This window comes from Pseudomonas sp. RIT-PI-o (genome assembly GCF_001297215.1).
Classification (GTDB): Bacteria; Pseudomonadota; Gammaproteobacteria; order Pseudomonadales; family Pseudomonadaceae; genus Aquipseudomonas; species Aquipseudomonas moraviensis_A.
On the sequence record NZ_LHPA01000005.1, the window covers coordinates 1 to 17,100 of the forward strand.

Annotated in this window: 12 protein-coding genes, 4 tRNA genes and 2 pseudogenes; 10 read left to right on the forward strand and 8 right to left on the reverse strand. The window is 60.3% G+C overall.

The genetic code is table 11. The features are described 5' to 3' along the window. Nucleotides 1-112: pseudogene (locus AEQ63_RS28860) on the reverse strand (two-component sensor histidine kinase); the annotation flags it as partial. Continuing rightward, complete coding sequence (locus AEQ63_RS00565; RefSeq protein ID WP_064361435.1) at nt 112-861, reverse strand: response regulator; 750 nt, start codon at nt 859-861, stop codon at nt 112-114. The gene AEQ63_RS00565 and the pseudogene AEQ63_RS28860, both read right to left, overlap by 1 nt. Before the next feature lie 262 nt (nt 862-1,123). On the opposite strand from AEQ63_RS00565, the gene pyrF reads away from it, so the two are divergent. After that, nucleotides 1,124-1,822, forward strand: a complete 699-nt coding sequence (pyrF, locus tag AEQ63_RS00570) for an orotidine-5'-phosphate decarboxylase (RefSeq protein WP_064361436.1) — start codon at nt 1,124-1,126, stop codon at nt 1,820-1,822. A gap of 85 nt (nt 1,823-1,907) precedes the next feature. Here pyrF and AEQ63_RS00575 read toward each other — a convergent pair whose 3' ends face one another. Then, nucleotides 1,908-2,912: an NADP-dependent oxidoreductase gene (locus AEQ63_RS00575; RefSeq protein ID WP_016773662.1), complete on the reverse strand. Its 1,005-nt coding sequence runs from the start codon at nt 2,910-2,912 to the stop codon at nt 1,908-1,910. A 235-nt stretch (nt 2,913-3,147) separates the two neighbouring features. Here AEQ63_RS00575 and AEQ63_RS00580 point away from each other — a divergent pair, with 235 nt between their 5' ends. The 4 genes and pseudogenes from AEQ63_RS00580 (at nt 3,148) to AEQ63_RS29215 (ending at nt 7,573) form a co-directional block, all read left to right on the forward strand. Beyond that, nucleotides 3,148-3,909: an SDR family oxidoreductase gene (locus tag AEQ63_RS00580; protein WP_042610735.1), complete on the forward strand. Its 762-nt coding sequence runs from the start codon at nt 3,148-3,150 to the stop codon at nt 3,907-3,909. A gap of 187 nt (nt 3,910-4,096) precedes the next feature. Then, nucleotides 4,097-5,497, forward strand: a complete 1,401-nt coding sequence (locus tag AEQ63_RS00585; RefSeq protein WP_042610672.1) for an aminotransferase-like domain-containing protein — start codon at nt 4,097-4,099, stop codon at nt 5,495-5,497. A 1,017-nt stretch (nt 5,498-6,514) separates the two neighbouring features. Further along, nucleotides 6,515-6,712: pseudogene (locus tag AEQ63_RS29210) on the forward strand (HAMP domain-containing protein); the annotation flags it as partial. Continuing rightward, nucleotides 6,710-7,573 (forward strand): methyl-accepting chemotaxis protein, encoded by an 864-nt coding sequence (locus tag AEQ63_RS29215; RefSeq protein WP_411269064.1) that lies wholly within the window; start codon nt 6,710-6,712, stop codon nt 7,571-7,573. The pseudogene AEQ63_RS29210 and the gene AEQ63_RS29215, both read left to right, overlap by 3 nt. Nucleotides 7,574-8,222: 649 nt before the next feature. Here the strand turns inward: AEQ63_RS29215 and AEQ63_RS00595 are convergent. Next, complete coding sequence (locus AEQ63_RS00595) at nt 8,223-8,981, reverse strand: hypothetical protein (protein ID WP_064361438.1); 759 nt, start codon at nt 8,979-8,981, stop codon at nt 8,223-8,225. 384 nt (nt 8,982-9,365) lie between these two features. Here AEQ63_RS00595 and AEQ63_RS00600 point away from each other — a divergent pair. The 4 genes from AEQ63_RS00600 (at nt 9,366) to AEQ63_RS00615 (ending at nt 9,778) form a co-directional block, all read left to right on the forward strand. After that, nucleotides 9,366-9,441, forward strand: a tRNA-Glu gene (locus AEQ63_RS00600). Nucleotides 9,442-9,443: 2 nt separating this feature from the next. Then, nucleotides 9,444-9,519 (forward strand) — tRNA-Gly (locus tag AEQ63_RS00605). 104 nt (nt 9,520-9,623) lie between these two features. Next, nucleotides 9,624-9,699 (forward strand) — tRNA-Glu (locus AEQ63_RS00610). Nucleotides 9,700-9,702: 3 nt separating this feature from the next. Next, a tRNA-Gly gene (locus tag AEQ63_RS00615) sits at nt 9,703-9,778 on the forward strand. 127 nt (nt 9,779-9,905) lie between these two features. Here AEQ63_RS00615 and aceE read toward each other — a convergent pair. Continuing rightward, nucleotides 9,906-12,575 (reverse strand): pyruvate dehydrogenase (acetyl-transferring), homodimeric type, encoded by a 2,670-nt coding sequence (gene aceE, locus AEQ63_RS00620; RefSeq protein ID WP_064361439.1) that lies wholly within the window; start codon nt 12,573-12,575, stop codon nt 9,906-9,908. A gap of 171 nt (nt 12,576-12,746) precedes the next feature. Here aceE and AEQ63_RS00625 point away from each other — a divergent pair, with 171 nt between their 5' ends. After that, on the forward strand, nt 12,747-13,199 hold the full coding sequence (locus AEQ63_RS00625) for a MarR family winged helix-turn-helix transcriptional regulator (protein WP_064361440.1): 453 nt from the start codon (nt 12,747-12,749) through the stop codon (nt 13,197-13,199). 9 nt (nt 13,200-13,208) lie between these two features. Here the strand turns inward: AEQ63_RS00625 and AEQ63_RS00630 are convergent, their stop codons facing one another. From AEQ63_RS00630 to AEQ63_RS00640, 3 genes are all read right to left on the reverse strand, one after another. Next, nucleotides 13,209-14,309 carry a transketolase-like TK C-terminal-containing protein gene (locus AEQ63_RS00630; RefSeq protein ID WP_152972313.1) on the reverse strand — a complete coding sequence of 367 codons (1,101 nt, stop codon included), beginning with the start codon at nt 14,307-14,309 and terminating at the stop codon, nt 13,209-13,211. 223 nt (nt 14,310-14,532) lie between these two features. Continuing rightward, nucleotides 14,533-16,272: a dipeptidase gene (locus AEQ63_RS00635; RefSeq protein WP_064361441.1), complete on the reverse strand. Its 1,740-nt coding sequence runs from the start codon at nt 16,270-16,272 to the stop codon at nt 14,533-14,535. 188 nt (nt 16,273-16,460) lie between these two features. Beyond that, nucleotides 16,461-17,099: a LysE family translocator gene (locus AEQ63_RS00640; protein WP_042610677.1), complete on the reverse strand. Its 639-nt coding sequence runs from the start codon at nt 17,097-17,099 to the stop codon at nt 16,461-16,463. Nucleotide 17,100 lies beyond the last annotated feature (1 nt).

Consider the following 17,100-nt stretch of genomic DNA (forward strand, 5'->3'; position numbering starts at 1 on the left):
GCGGAGGGCCGTAGAGCTTGAACCAGGCGAAGGCCAGCAGGTGGGCCAGGACAATTGCCACGAACAGCACACCGAATAGCCTGCCGAACAATGTGTCGAAGCGCACCCTCATCAGCCAATGTCCCGCGCGTCGAACAGGTAGCCTTCACCGCGCACGGTCTTGATCAGCTGCGGGGCTTTCGGGTCGTCGCCGAGTTTTTGCCGCAGGCGCGAGACCAGCAGATCGATACTGCGGTCGAATGCTTCGATCGAGCGACCGCGGGCGGCGTCGAGCAGTTGTTCGCGGCTGAGCACGCGGCGCGGGCGTTCGAGGAAGACCCAGAGCAGGCGGAACTCAGCGTTGGACAGCGGCACTACCAGGCCGTCGTCGGCGATCACTTGGCGCAGGACGCTGTTCAGGCGCCAGTGGTCGAAGCGAATGTTCGCCCGCTGCTCGGTGCGGTCGTCGCGCACGCGGCGCAGGATGGTCTGGATGCGGGCCACCAGTTCGCGCGGTTCGAAAGGCTTGGCCATGTAGTCGTCGGCGCCCAGTTCCAGGCCGATGATGCGATCGGTGGGTTCGCAGCGAGCGGTGAGCATCAGGATCGGGATGTCCGATTCGGCACGCAGCCAGCGGCACAGCGACAGACCGTCCTCGCCGGGGAGCATCAGGTCGAGGACGATGACATCGAAGTGTTCGGCCTGCAGCGCCTGGCGCATTGCCGCTCCGTCGGTGACGCCGCTGGCGTGGATGTTGAAGCGGGCGAGGTAATCGATCATCAGCTCACGGATCGGCACGTCATCGTCGACGATCAGCGCGCGGATGCTCCAGCGCTTGTCGTCTTTGCTTTCATCCGTCACGGTTGTCGGGGCGTTGGGCATGGGGCTGTTCACTACCAGGGGTGGTTTCAGCATAGGCGTCCAGCCGGGAGGCGGGAAGTGCTGTTGTAAGGGCGTGTTGCGCCGGGCGAGGCTAACCCGGGTGCGTGTTGCCGGCGTGTCGGTTGTGTATCGGAGTCGCCACAATGACCGTGGCGGCTACGCTGAACACCGCCGGCGCGACGATTTACCGATCATCGGGTGCCGCGCCGCCGCCGGTTCCGCTACAATGCGCGCCGTTTTCGACCAGCCTGAGAGCCCATCCATGTCCGCCTGCCAGACTCCTATCATCGTCGCCCTGGATTTTCCCACCCGTGACGCCGCACTGAAGCTGGCCGACCAGTTGGACCCGAAACTGTGCCGGGTCAAAGTGGGCAAGGAACTGTTCACCAGTTGCGCGGCGGAAATCGTCGGCACCCTGCGTGACAAGGGCTTCGAAGTGTTCCTGGACCTGAAATTCCACGACATCCCCAACACCACGGCGATGGCCGGGAAAGCCGCTGCGGAGATGGGCGTGGGGATGGTCAGCGTGCACTGCTCCGGTGGCCTGCGCATGATGGCCGCCTGCCGTGAAGAGCTGGACAAGCGCAGCGGCCCGCAACCGCTGTTGATCGGTGTGACCGTGCTGACCAGCATGGAGCGCGAGGATCTGGCGGGTATCGGTCTGGACATCGAACCGCAGGAGCAAGTGCTGCGGCTGGCGGCCCTGGCCGAGAAGGCCGGGATGGACGGTCTGGTGTGTTCAGCGCTGGAGGCGTCGGCGCTGAAAACCGCGCACCCGTCGCTGCAACTGGTCACCCCGGGGATTCGCCCGGCGGGCAGCGCGCAGGACGATCAGCGCCGCATTCTGACCCCGCGTCAGGCGCTGGATGCCGGTTCCGACTACCTGGTGATCGGTCGCCCGATCAGCCAGGCGGCGAACCCGGCCCAAGCCTTGGCCGCGGTCGTAGCCGAAATCGCCTAAAAGATCGCAGCCTTCGGCAGCTCCTACAGAGCCATGTGAACACCTGTAGGAGCTGCGGAACGCTGCGATCTTTTGATCTTCTGTCTTAAACCTTCAACACCAATTTGCCAAAGTTCTCACCGTTGAACAGTTTCATCAGCGTCTCCGGGAACGTCTCCAGCCCTTCAACCACATCTTCCTTGCTCTTGAGCTGCCCGTTGGCCATCCAGCCGGCCATCTCCTGCGCGGCACTGGCAAACTGCGCGGCGTAGTCCATCACCACAAAACCTTCCATACGCGCGCGATTGACCAGCAGTGACAGGTAATTGGCGGGCCCCTTGACCGCCTCTTTATTGTTGTACTGGCTGATCGCGCCGCAGATCACCACCCGCGCCTTCATGTTCAAGCGGCTCAGCACCGCATCGAGAATGTCGCCGCCGACGTTATCGAAGTACACGTCGACGCCTTTCGGACATTCGCGCTTCAGTCCCGCCACCACGTCTTCAGCCTTGTAATCGATGGCGCCGTCGAAGCCCAATTCGTCGATGAGGAATTTGCACTTGTCGGCACCGCCGGCAATGCCGACGACGCGGCAGCCTTTGATTTTGGCGATCTGCCCGGCGACGCTGCCCACCGCACCTGCCGCGCCGGACAGCACCACGGTGTCACCGGCTTTTGGGGCGCCCACATCTAACAGGGCGAAGTAGGCGGTCATGCCGGTCATGCCCAGCGCAGACAGGTAACGCGGCAATGGTGCGAGTTTCGGATCGACCTTGTAGAAGCCGCGCGGCTCGCCGAGGAAATAATCCTGCACGCCGAGGGCACCGTTGACGTAATCGCCCACGGCAAAACCGGGATTGTTCGAGGCGATGACTTTTCCCACGCCCAGTGCGCGCATGACTTCACCGAGGCCGACCGGCGGGATGTAGGACTTGCCTTCGTTCATCCAGCCGCGCATGGCCGGATCCAGAGACAAATATTCGTTCTTGACCAGAATCTGTCCGGCCTGTGGTTCGCCGACCGGTACTTCCTGATAAGTGAAAGTCTCGCGGGTCGCGGCGCCCACTGGGCGTTTGGCGAGCAGGAACTGGCGATTGGTCTGGTTGGTCATGACAGGCACTCGAACGGAATGAAGCTTTGTTGATAGACCTTCAGCGCCGATGTCGCAAGGTTGGCTTATCCGGCGAATGCAGGTCGATCCAGTGCAGTGATGGTTGCAGGTGGGGTTTTATCACTGCAACGCATGGACCCATAAACGGCTTCTGGATAGTGCTGACGCACCGTTACCGCAGCTGGCTATGCTGCAACGCCAACATCCCGGCTTCTTTGCCTTCGAGGACATATCCATGAGCATGACGTTTTCCGGTCAGGTGGTTGTAATCACGGGAGCGGCCCACGGCATCGGCCGGGCGACCGCTCTGGCGTTTGCCGCGCAGGGCCTGAAAGTCGTGGTGGCTGACCTGGATGCGGCCGGTGGTGAAGGCACGGTGGCGCTGATTCGTACAGCCGGTGGCGAAGCGGCCTTCGTGCGCTGCGACGTAACGCTGGAAAGTGATGTAAAAAATCTGATGGACGAGGTGATCAATACCTACGGTCGGCTCGACTACGCCTTCAACAACGCCGGGATCGAAATCGAGAAAGGCAAACTTGCCGACGGTTCGCTCGACGAATTCGACGCGATCATGGGCGTCAACGTCAAAGGCGTCTGGCTGTGCATGAAGTATCAGTTGCCGTTGCTGCTGGCTCAGGGCGGTGGGGCGATCGTCAACACGGCATCGGTGGCCGGGCTGGGCGCGGCACCGAAAATGAGTATCTACGCAGCGTCGAAACATGCAGTGATCGGTCTGACCAAATCGGCGGCAATCGAATATGCGAAGAAGAAAATCCGCGTCAACGCGGTGTGCCCGGCGGTGATCGATACGGACATGTTCCGGCGTGCTTACGAAGCCGATCCGAAGAAGGGCGAATTCGCCAACGCCATGCACCCGGTCGGGCGCATCGGCAAGGTCGAGGAAATCGCCAGTGCGGTGCTGTACCTGTGCAGCGATGGCGCGGCGTTCACTACCGGGCACTCACTGGCGGTGGACGGTGGCGTGACGGCGTTCTGAATGTGTCCGCTTCTAAAGAGCCCGCCTTCGTGCGGGTTTTTTTGTCCCGCGTTCTGTGGGCGTGAATCCGTTAAACAATGTGTATCAAATAGTTAGAACTGCTGCATTTGGCGGCGTTGTCGCACAGCCTCGGCGGCGCGGCTGTGATTTACTGCTGCCAGCAAAACTGACAGGAGTTTGCGAGCTCATGGAACTGAGAATTGACCGACAGGCAATGGTGCCGGTCGTGCAGCAGATTGTGGACGGACTGACGGACTGGATCGTGCAAAGCGGCATCCCGCCGGCCACCCGGTTGCCCTCCGTGCGGCAAATCGCCCGGGGCAATCTGCTCAGCCAGTCGTGCGTCGTCGAAGCCTGCGAGCGCCTGGTTTCGCAGGGTATCCTGACCACGCGTCAGGGGGCCGGATTTATCGTCGCGGCGTCGGCGACCGTGAGCGGTGCAGAGCCGGAACTGGGCGTGTTCGAGGGGCGCCATGCCTGGTGTGATGAGATGAGCGCCACGACCAGTCGCCTTAAGCTGGGGCAGGGCAGCCTGCCGCCGAGCTGGCGTGAGCCCGACGACCTCAGCTACGCGTTACGTGAGGTAGCGCGGACCGACATGGCCAGTCTGTTCAATTACAGCTCGCCGCTGGGCCTGCCAGCGTTGCGCGAGCAGATCGTCAAGCGTCTCAAAGCAATGAATATCGAAGCCTGTGGCAGCCGGTTGATGAGCACCAGCGGCGCCAGTCATGCGCTGGATCTGATCGTGCGCACCTTGTTCAAGGCCGGCGACTGTGTGGTGGTAGAAACGCCTGGTCATGCACCGTTGTTTGACCTGTTGCGCATGCACGGCGTACGCATGCTCGAAGTCCGACGTACGCCGAACGGGCCGGACATCGAAATGCTTGAATCGGTGCTGCGTCAGTTTCGTCCCGTCGCTTTGTTCATCGGCAGTCACCACCACAATCCCACCGGCAGTTGCCTGACGCCCGCTGTCGCCCAGCGCATCGTGCAACTGAGCAAGACCTACGATCTGCGCGTGATCGAGGACGATGTCTATGCCGATCTGCACACGGGTAACGGCACCCGCCTCGCGGCGCTGGACCATGAGGGGCGGGTCATCTATGTGGGCAGTTTCTCCAAGACCCTGAGCAGTTCGTTGCGGGTGGGTTTTGTGCTGGCTGAGCGCGAACTCGTCATGCGCCTGGCCGAGGTCAAGATGATCAGCGGCCTGGGTTGTTCAAGGCTGGCCGAGGCAGTGCTGGCCCGCCTGATGGCGACGGGCGCGTATCGCAAACTGGTGCAGCGTCAGCGCCAGCGCTTGAATGCTGATCGCGCGGCGGCCCTGCAGGCCCTGGAAGATGCCGACTGGGAAGTGTTCGGCAAGCCGGTTGGCGGGCTGTTCATCTGGGCGCGGGCGCGGTTGAAGGATCAGGCGTTGGTGCGCAGGCAGGCGCAGCGTTGCGGGCTGGAGTTATCGGCAGCGGACGCCTTCAGTCCCAGCGGCGAGGCCGGTGACTGGCAGCGCATCAATGTCGCCTGTGCCTGCGACCCGCGTGCCCGGCAGTTTTTCCGCAATACCTGCGCGGATCGACCTCCAGCATTCTGAAAACGACGCGGGCGTAGCTTTTTGCCATTATTCCGACGCCCGAGACTTGTGCTGGTCCGAGCCCGTTGCGAATCTTCGGCAACAGACTTTGGCAGGGGACTACGCGCAATGATTTCGGCCGTGCAAGGACGTTTTGCCAACCTCGGTATGGCGAAAAAACTGGGTATCGGATTTGTGCTGGTCTTGCTGCTGACTGCATTGGTCGCGGCGATCGGGGTCTGGTCCCTGCAAGCCATCAGTCTGCGTTTCGACGGCTTGAAGCAGATGTCTGCGCTCAACAGCGGCCTGCTCAAGGTGCGTCTGCTCGAGCAGGAGTACGCCCTGCGTGGCAATCCGAAAACCGCCGATGCCCTGCGCGAAGGTGTCGATGGGCTGATCGTCCTTGCCGGTGAGCTCAAGGCGCATACGCCGGCCAATGTGCCGGTGATGAGCGATGTCGAGCAAGCGCTGGGCGCGTATCGCAAGGCGTTCGATGAATTCGTTTCGCTGAGCCAGGCCAAGGACCTCGCGCTGGAAATGGCCAGTTGGTCGGTGTCCAGCGTGGCGAATAATCTCGACGTGTTGCAGGCCGGGCTCGCCGATGATGGCGCCTACACGCTCAAAGACACCGAGGGCAAGGACGGCGCCCAGTTCATCGAACAGGCCAGTCAGGTCAGTCAGGTCTCGCGGCTGATGTTGCAGGCAATGAACGAAGCGCGCGTGCGCCTGGATCAGAGTCGCAAGGGCGATCCCGACAATGCGGGTCAAGGCAATATTGAACAGGCGGCGCAAGCACAAGAGCAGGCCGAGGCGCTGAAAACCACGGTCAAGGACGAGGGCTATCTGACCGTGCTCAATGAGGTGTCGGGGCACATCGCCGGGTTCAACGAAAAACTCGCTGAATACACTGGCCTGCTGGCGCAGGAAAAAACTGTCTACGACCAACTGCATCAGCGTGCCGCGCAGGTGATGGATCGAGTGAATCAGGCCTATGTCGCCGAAGACGCTTCGATGCAGGCCGAGCTGAAGAAGAACTCGATGCTGATCATCGGCTCCTCGGCGCTGGCCTTGTTGGTCGGATTGCTCGCCGCCTGGGTGATCACGCGGCTGATCGTGGCGCCGCTGCGCAGTGTGATTCGCGTGGCTCAGCAGATTGCTGCGGGTGATCTGACGGCGAAGGTCGAGGTGACGCGCCGCGATGAAATGGGTCAGTTGATGCTGGCGATGCAGCAGATGGCTGCAGGCCTTGGCACGATTGTCAGTGGCTTGCAGGCCGGGATCGAACGCCTGGCCGGTTCCGCGCAATCGCTGTCAGCAGTGACTGAGCAAACCAACCTGGAGGTCAACAGCCAGAGAGAAGAAACCGAGCAGGTGGCCACGGCCATGAATCAGATGACCGCCACTGTGCATGACGTCGCGCGCAATGCCGAAGAAGCGGCGCTGGCAGCGCAGACAGCGGATGACAAGGTCGAGAGCGGCCAGCAGGTTGTGCGCCAGAGCATGGCGCGGATCGAGCAGTTGGCCGATTCGGCGACTTCCGCCAGTTCGAGTATCGAGAGCCTCAGCGCCGAGATTCAGAATATCGGCACGGTGCTGGAGGTGATCAAGAGCGTGGCCGAGCAGACCAATCTGTTGGCGCTGAACGCGGCCATCGAAGCGGCGCGGGCCGGTGAGCAGGGCAGGGGATTTGCGGTGGTGGCCGATGAGGTGCGCGCACTGGCACGGCGCACGCAGCAATCGACCGAGGAGATCGAGCGTCTGGTCAGTGCCTTGCGGGCGGCGGCGCAGTCGTCGGTGCAGCAGATTCGCAGCAGTGGCGAGCTGGTGAAGCTGGCGGTCAGTGATGCGTTGCAGACCGAGAGTGCGCTGGGGAGTATTGCGGCGGCGGTGTCGTTGATTCAGCAGATGAATCAGCAGATTGCGGCGGCGGCGGAGGAGCAGAGTTCGGTGGCGGAGGAAATCAATCGCAGTGTCACGCAGATTCGCGCGAGCGCGGATCACTCTTCGCTGGCGATGCGCGGGAATGCGGCTTCGAGTGTTGAGCTGGCGCAGTTGGGGGGGGAGTTGCGCTCGATGGTTGGGCATTTTCGGCTTTGAGCCTTGGCGGCCTCTGGGCCGACCAGGCTCTTGGGGTTTTGGGTGAATATCCGTTGCTTCGGGGGTTGCTGATTACGGTTTCGCCCTTACGGCGAGTCCCTTTTTCAAACGCCAAAAAGGAACCAAAAGGCTGTGCCCTGACGTTCGGCCCGCTCGCTTGGGCTCGGGGTTCCTTCGCTACGGGATCGATCCGGGCGCAGCGTCTCCGGTTTGCTTCGCTGCACCTCCTCCCGCTGTGTACGACTGCGTCGTACGGTCGCTGCGCTCCCACGCCCGGATCAATCCCTCCACTCAGCCTGCCGACGGGCTCCCAGATCAAGATCAAAAGCTACTCGAGCTTGCGCTCATCGTGTGTAGGGGTTGCCGAAGGCTGCGATCTTTTGCTGTTGCTGTTGCTGTTGCTGTTGCTGTTGCTGTTGCTGTTGTGGGAGCGAGCCTGCTCGCGAAGGCGGCCTGACAGCCGACCTGTTCTTGAGTTTTACGCGATCCGCCTGTAGGAGCTGCCGAAGGCTGCGATCTTTTGCTTTTGACTTTGCTTTTCTGTGGGAGCGAGCCTGCTCGCGATGGCGATCTTCAAATCACACCCTCTTTTAACCCCCCCCACAAAGAAGCCACCGATTACGGTGGCTTCTTTCCCGGCATTCGCGCCTCAGTCGTAAATCACTTTCTTCTTCCAGTCCGCATCCGCTTCGACATCCTTCAAACCAGCGGTCAATTGGTTTTCTTCACCTTCAACCGGGGCAATCTTGTCCATGACCTGGGCATTGGCGCGCGCGAGGAGTTTCTCCAGGTATTGCAGTTGCTCGGCGTACATCTGCGGATCCTGTTGTTTGCGCAGATATTGCACGCCACGTTCGAAGGCGAGGCGGGCCTGGCCGGGTTGGTTTTGTTGCAGGGACTGTTGGCCCAGGTTGTTAAAGAATTCGATGTGCAGCAGAACAAGGATGTGGCGCACTTCGCGAATCCATTGTTTGGCTTCGTTCGGTGGCAGGAAGCCGTCGTGGGCGGCGCGGGTGATCTGGCCGTGCAGGGCTTCGAGGAGGAAGCGTACGTCTTTGGCCTTGGCTTCGGTCAGGATCGGCGCCGGCGGGTTGTTGACCGGGATCGATTCGCCCTGGGCCACCAGGGCACTGAGTTCGGTGATGCGGGCCTTGTTGGTCGCGCTGGTTGTTTCCAGATTGAGCAGGCGCTGGCAGACGTTGAGTTCCAGGCGGGTCAGCAGCAGCTTGAGCGCCGGGGTCATGAACTGGCCGGGGAAGGTTTCGGTCAGTTCACCGCAGCGGCGCAGGCGGTCGTTGAGTTCGACTTTGGTGCGGGCCTTCTCCAGTTTATTGTTTTCCACCACATGGTTCATGTAGCCAATGGCGATCAGAATTGCGATCCCGGCTACGACTAGCAGGGTGATCATGAGTGGTGTCACCGGTAAGACCTCTTTATAGGGTTCGCATGCGAGTGTAGTGGCTGGGCATTTAGGCGCCTAGCGCCGCTCGACGGGTTTGATCGGCTGCTGCAATCTGTATCGGCCGCCGGCTGTATAGATGAATGCTGGCGCTTGATGTGCAGATTGCCATCACTGTGCGGTGGACTATAACGTCTTGGCGAGTGGCGGAATATAGGCGTCAGGTTTCGGATGACGGAAAAGCCCTGCGCAGCCCTTAATCCAGGTCGAAGTCATTGATTTAAATAAATTTATATCAGGGGGTTGACGACCTCTCAATCCATCCATAGAATGCGCGCCACTTGCAGCGTAAAGCACACAGCGAAACGCGGCAGGGAGTGAATGTTGTAGTGTGTCCCCTTCGTCTAGTGGCCTAGGACACCGCCCTTTCACGGCGGTAACAGGGGTTCGAGTCCCCTAGGGGACGCCAATGCGGGAATAGCTCAGTTGGTAGAGCACGACCTTGCCAAGGTCGGGGTCGCGAGTTCGAGTCTCGTTTCCCGCTCCAATTTTAAACAGCAGTGCTTTCGGGCTGTGCTGAGTGAAACCAGAACCAAGTCTTCGGATGCGGATCTGGACACCGAAACACACACCATGTGTTCCGGGTAGCGTGTCCCCTTCGTCTAGTGGCCTAGGACACCGCCCTTTCACGGCGGTAACAGGGGTTCGAGTCCCCTAGGGGACGCCATTTGCGGGAATAGCTCAGTTGGTAGAGCACGACCTTGCCAAGGTCGGGGTCGCGAGTTCGAGTCTCGTTTCCCGCTCCAATTTCACAAAAACGCCGATCAGTGATGATCGGCGTTTTTGTTTGTGCGCGTTTTGTAGCGGCAAAAAAAAGGACCCTGCCCTGGAACCAGTGCAGGGTGCCTTTCCAGTTTCAATGGAATCACCCAATCATACAGCTGCAGGATTCTGCTTCTCGGGGTCAATCCCATAAAGAACAATCGCCTCGGCGACTTTTTCCCGTGTTATCGCTCCGTCGTCAGCCAGCGCTTTCAGGGCCGCCAAGGCAATGAAATGGCGATCCACTTCGAAAAACCGACGCAACGATTCGCGGGTGTCCGATTGGCCGAAACCGTCAGTGCCCAGGGCGACGAAGCGGCGATTGGGCACGAACGGGCGGATCTGGTCGGCGAATATTTTCATATAGTCGGTCGCGATCACCACCGGACCCTGTGCATCCTGCAGGCAGCTTTCAACATGGCTGATGCGAGGCGTCTGTTGTGGATGAAGCAGGTTCCAGCGTTCGGCATCCTGGCCCTCCCGACGCAGTTCGGTCAGGCTGGTGACGCTCCATACGTCACTGCTGACGGCAAAATCCTGCTCCAACAATTGGGCTGCGGCGACGACTTCCTGCAGGATCGAACCGCAACCCATCAGTTGCACATGCTTGCCTTCGGCGGGCTGCGCAATGGCGCTGAGCCGGTACATGCCTTTGAGGATGTCTTGCTCGACACCCTCGGGCATCGGCGGATGGGCGTAGTTCTCGTTGAGCAGCGTGATGTAGTAAAAGATATCCTCGTTTTCGACGTACATCCGCCGCATCCCGTCCTGGATGATCACCGCCAATTCATAGGCGTAAGTGGGGTCGTAGGACACGCAGCAGGGGATGGTGGAAGACAGGACATGGCTATGGCCGTCGTCGTGCTGCAGGCCTTCGCCCATCAGCGTGGTCCGGCCGGACGTGGCGCCGAGCAGGAAGCCCCGGGCACGGGCGTCACCTGCCGCCCAAGCGAGGTCACCCACGCGCTGGAAGCCGAACATCGAGTAGAAAATATAGAAGGGCACCGTCATTACGGCGTGGGTGCTGTAGGAAGTGCTCGCGGCGATCCAGGAAGAAATTCCGCCGGATTCGTTCAGGCCTTCCTGCATGATCTGGCCATCTCTGGCCTCCTTGTAATAACTCAGTTGGCCGGCGTCCTGAGGCGTATAGAGCTGGCCGACGTGGGAGTGGATGCCAATCTGGCGGAACAGGCTTTCCATACCGAAGGTGCGTGATTCATCGGGCACGATCGGCACGATCAGTTTGCCAATGTTCGGGTCCTTGAGCAGCGTGCCGAGGATGCGCACGAACGCCATGGTCGTGGAGATCGCCCGCTCGCCAGTCCCTTTGAGCTGTGTATCCAGCGTCGACAAAGGCGGGACCTGCAATGGTGCCACGGCATTGAAACGGGCCGGGATGTAACCGCCCAACTGGCTGCGCCTGGCTTGCAGGTACAGGCTTTCGACGCTGTCCGCAGCCGGTTTGAGGTAAGGCATGTCGCCGAGCTGATCATCACTGAGTTCCAGTCCGAACCGATCACGGAACGCCTTGACCGCGTCGTCGCCCATCTTCTTGAGCTGGTGGTTGATATTCTGGCCTTCACCGGCTTCGCCCATGCCGAAACCCTTCACCGTCTTGGCGAGGATCACGGTCGGTCCGCCGATGTGGCGCATGGCGGCGGCGTACGCGTTGTGGACTTTCTCCGGATCGTGGCCACCACGGGACAGTTTCCAGATGTCGTCGTCGCTCAGGTCACTGACCAGCTCCAGCAGCTCAGGGTATTTGCCGAAAAAATGCTCCCGCACATAGGCGCCGTTCTGCGACTTGTAGTTCTGATAGTCGCCGTCGACGCACTCCATCATCCGCTGGCGCAGCAGGCCGGTCCTGTCCTTCTGCAACAGGGCATCCCAGCCGCTGCCCCAGATTACCTTGAGTACGTTCCAGCCAGCCGCCCGGTACAGGCTTTCGAACTCCTGAATCACCTTGCTGTTGCCGCGCACCGGTCCGTCCAGGCGCTGCAGATTGCAGTTGACGACAAAGATGAGGTTGTCGAGCTTTTCCCGGCCTGCGAGCGAAATCGCCGCCAGGGATTCCGGCTGGTCCATTTCACCGTCGCCGAGAAATGCCCATACTTTTCGCCCCTGATGTTCCTTCAGCCCGCGGTCCTCCAGGTAACGCATGAACCGGGCCTGATACGCGGCGGTAATTGGCCCGAGCCCCATGGACACCGTCGGGAATTGCCAGAACTCCGGCATCAGCCGCGGATGGGGATAGGATGAGATACCGTCACGATCGGTCTCGCGGCGGAAGTTGTCCAGTTGCTCTTCACTCAGGCGTCCTTCCAGATACGCCCGTGCATAGATGCCAGGTGAGGAGTGGCCCTGGATGTACACCATGTCGCCGGCGAACTGCTCGGTGCGGCCACGGAAAAAATGCTCGAAGCCGACGTCGTACAAAACCGCCGCCGATGCGTAGGACGCAATGTGTCCGCCCACGTTCGAATGTTTGCCGGCGCGCAGCACCATGGCCAGCGCATTCCAGCGAATATAGGCATTGATCCGGCGCTCCACGGCCAGGTCGCCGGGGTAGGGTTGCTGGCGTTCGACCGGGATCGTATTGACGTAGGGCGTCGTCACGCGCCCGTAGAAGTCACCGTGACGGTTGGCGTCGAAATCCAGCATCTGATCGATCAGATAGTGGGCGCGAGGGCGTCCTTCGACACTCGCCACCGACTCAATCGATTCGAGCCATTCGCGAGTCTCTTGTGGATCCTCGTCGAGAAAAGCGGGTTGTTGTGCCATCGTTGTCGTCTCCTGAACATTGCAGCAGCACCGAGTCGTTTGGTGCCTGACCAAGGGGCGTGGGTCAGCGCCAGCCTTCGAGTTTGTAGTTGCATTTGCAACTACGTGAAAGAACTTAGCCTGCCGTGCGCTACAATTGCAACTAAATCGATTTCATGAAAAAGGTGATGCATGTCTTCCAACGAGCCGGATACCTGGTTCAGATTCGTCAGGGCACACCGCTGCCTGATCCGCGAGATCGAGCGTCGGCTGGCGGCCGCCGGGCTTCCGGCCTATGCCTGGTACGACGCGTTATGGGGGTTGGAAAGCGGCCCCGATGGCAGCCGGCGAATGAACGAACTGGCGGATGTGATGGCCATCGAGCGCTACAACCTGACGCGTCTGGTGGACCGCCTGGAAGCCGAAGGTCTGGTCATCCGCAGCCGCGCCAGCGATGACGGTCGCGGCGCGTATGCCAGCATCACCGAGCAGGGCAAGGCATTACGCAAGAAAATGTGGGCCATCTACGAAGGCGCAGTGGACGAACTGTTCCTGTCGCAATTTGACGACGCCGAGCAACGGCTTTTCAGCGATGCCCTCGAGCGCGCGGCCAGCGCGGCGCGCAGCAGTGGGCGGGGGAAGTGAGGGGGCTTTTCATTGGAGCAGGTACCGATTCATGGCCTGCTGGATGAACGCTCGGCTGATGACGCCTTCCTCAGCCAGAACCTGCAGGGCCAGCCCCACGATCCAGCGCTCATCCCCCCGGCCCATGGCGGACCCGATCGAGTCGGCACCGATGGCCACGAACCGTGATTTCACATGTGCACCGATCTGCTCGGCGACATGCCGGCCATACCCGGTCACGGCCACCACCGGCCAATCCTCGTTGTCCAGGCAATCGAACAAATGCGCTGACCTGCGCGGCATCTCCGGATGCAGGCGATTCCAGCGGTGCGCATTGTCCGCATCGCGGGCAAGGCGGGTATAGCTGGGGCAGCTCCACAGTTCGCTGGCCACGCCCCAGTCCTCGCGTAGCAGCTGCGCCGCCGTCGTCACCGACTGCAACGCCAGCCCCGCCCCGAGCAAGCGCACTTTAGGGCGCGCTGAATCGACATCGATGCTGCTGAGCCGGTACATGCCCTTGAAAGCTTCGCTGGCGCGGAGTCGGTTGGTTGGAGTGATGAAGTCACTGGGCTCATCGTGAAGTGCCATGTAATAAAAACCGTCGTTGCCTTCCACATACAGACTTTGCAAAGCCGCCAGGGTAATGGCCTGCGCTTCGGCACCGCTGGCGGGGTCAAAGGGCAGGCAGTGCGTGTTGGCGACCAGCCAGAGTGGCACCCAGGGATGAGCCCCCTTGGGCCAGCGTGAAGGCAAGGTTTCGATGTCATTGCACAGAATGCCGCGATGGGCCGATTCATTGGAAAGTGCACACAACTCGGCCGATGTTGCCGAAGTGGTCAGGTACAGCAGCGGTCTCTCACTGCAGCGGGCTGTGGCGTTCAAACGCAGGGGCCAGGCGCTGATCCGGGTGTGGGCATTTGCGGTTTGGCTCTGTTTGCTGGAGCGGATGACCCAGATATGCATGGCTGTTCCCGGATCCCTCTCGAGGCGATTGGCGATATCGACCATGGTGAGCAGCGGCGAGGAAGAGCCCGCAGTCTGCTGCGGTGGAACTGTGCGGATCTTATCGATGCAGGCCTGAGCGGCCAGGCTGGTTTCTGGCGTCTTAGTGAAGCTGGAAAAGCCCATCATTCCACGATCTCCGTACGTTCCGTCGTGCCTGCACCTTACTCAAGGCTTGCATGTGATTGCAAGTGCAACGAAGTTGGGTGACGGTTGCAGGCGATCGAACTCCGACCTGCTCAGGGGGCTGACAGCCTCGACGCGCGCGTTTTGTGGGGGCAAAAAAAAGGACCCGATGCGGGTCCTTCCTTATGTTTAACCCGGTCACAAGCGACCGGGTTAAAACAGCGCATCAGAGCTTCGGCAACTGCCCGACACGCCCCATCATTTCCGTGACGATCTGCAGATCCAGCAGGAACTGGTCGACGGTCTTGAATTCGCCATCGGTGTGCCCGGTGTATTTGGCTTCCGGTCGCGCCAGGCCGAATTGCACGCCGTTCGGCAATTCGTGAACCGAAGTCGCGCCAGCGGAAGTACCGAATTCCGACTTCATGCCGAGGTTTTCGCTGGCCACCGCGAGCAGCGCCTTGACCCACTCACCTTCGGGATTGCGGTACATCGGTTCTGCCACTGAGTAGTCGAACGCCACGGCAACGTGAGTCTTCTTGCTCCAGGCGTCCAGTTTCTCGGCGATCTCGGCCTTGAGCTTTTCCGGGGATTTACCCTTCGGCACCCGCAGGTTCACCGCCAGTTTGAAGGCTTTGTCGTCCTCGCCGACATAGGTCAGCGAGGTGGTCAGTGGTCCCATGAACGAATCGGAGAAGCCCACGCCAAGTTTTTTACCCAAGTAATCCAGGCCCCAGTTGTCGTCGGCATAACGCGCCGCGTCGGTGAACTGGTTGTGCTTGAGCGCGACTTTGCCGTCCAGGCTGTTGATGAAGCTCAACATCCGCGCGACCGGGTTGACGCCGGACTCTGGTTCCGAGGAGTGCGCAGAAACCCCGGTGACGGTCAGTTTCACGTCTTTACCATCAACCTTCGCAGCGACCTGGAAGTCGCCACCGTTGGCTTTGGCATAGGCGTCGCCGGATTTTTGCAGACTGGCGGCGAGCTCGGCAGGCTTGTCGGTTACCAGGGTGACCACCGAAGCCGATGGAATCTGGTTGGTCGCCTTGCCGCCGGTCATCGAAACGATTTCCGCGCCGTTGCCTTCGCCTTTGCGCTTGGCGAAGTTGGCCATCACCGTGCCGTAGCCTTTCTCGGCAATCACCACCGGATAGCCGCCGTCCAGCGCCATGTTGTAGTTCGGCGTCGGGTTGCGCTCGAAGTAGTACGGGATGGCGTCGCCGCTGGTTTCCTCGGTGGTGTCGACCAGCAATTTGAAATTGCGTGCCAGCGGCAGCTTCTCGTCCTTGATCACTTTCATGGCGTACAGCGCGACGACAATGGCGTTTTTGTCATCCTCGGTACCGCGACCGTACATGCGATCACCAATCAGCGTGACTTTGAACGGGTCGAGCTTGGTGCCGTCTTTCAGCACCCAGTTTTCCGGGGTCACTGGCACCACATCAGCGTGCGCGTGAATACCGACGACTTCGTCGCCTTTGCCGTCCAGAGATATTTCGTAGACACGGTTATCGATGTTGCGGAATTTCAAACCAAAGGATTCGGAGAGCTTTTGAATCTCGCCGGCAATTTTGATGAATTCCGGGTTGTCGTGCTGCGCCACGCCGTCCTTGCGGAAGGTTGGAATCTCGACGAGTTGACGCAGGGTTTCCAGCGCCGCCTTGCCGTATTTCACTCGAGTGTAGATACCCAGCAGACGGTGGATTTCATTCTGCTGTTCGGCATTCAGGGGCTTGTTGTCGAGGAAGGCGCTGATGGACGGGTTGAGGTTATCCGTCTTGGCCAGGTCGCTTTTCGCCAGGCTGTCTAGGAAGCTGCGGAAATCCGTCAAGCTCTTGCCGTCGAAGGATTTCAGGATCGCTGCGCTTTGCTCGGCAGTGATGTTGGCTTGTGCGGCGCTGGTAAACGTGGCGAGGCTGGCCATGACCAGAGTGGCGGCGGCCAGTTTTTTCAGGGAAAAGACCATGGAACAGGCATTCCTTTGCAAAGGATTGGGAAAGTATTTCTGACGCTTGCGACAGAAACATTTTGTAAACCTAACACTGCGAGCGCTGGGAGAGGGAGTCGCAAACTTGATCTGTCGCACAGAAATGCAAAAGAGACGCACAAATGAAAAAGTCCCGGCGGATGATGGCCGGGACTTTTTTGGGTGGATTACATCGACAGCATCAGGCGTCCGGCGAACAGAATCAGAATGACGCCCATGCTACGCTCGAACCAATGTCCAAGGCGCATGAACAGCAGGCGCACTTTGTTGCTGGAGAAAAACAGCGCGACGATGACGAACCACAGCGCGTTGACGAAGCACATCCACAATCCATAGAACGCCTGGATCTGCAGCGGTGTGCTGGCGCTGATGATCGTGGTGAAGATCGCCAGGAAGAACAGCGTGGCCTTGGGGTTGGTCGCATTGGTCAGAAAACCGGTGCTGAAGGCTTTGAACAGCGACTGTTCGACCAGCGGCTCGTCAGCGTTTTTTTCGCCTTCGACGCTGCTTTTCGGTTTGCTGCGGATCAGGCTGACGCCCAGATAAAGGATGTAGGCACCGCCGACAACCTTGGCGACGGTGAGCAGCCAAGGCGTGGTGTGCATCAAGGCGCCGACGCCGAGCAAGGTATACAGCACATGCACGGAAATCCCCGCGCCGATGCCCAGCGCGGTGCAGATGCCGACGAGGCGTCCGAAGCGCACGCTCTGGCGGATGGTCACGGCGAAGTCCGGGCCGGGTGCAACGACGGCGAGGAAGTGGATGGTCGCCAATGCGAGAAATTCGCCCAGGTAATTGGAAAGCATG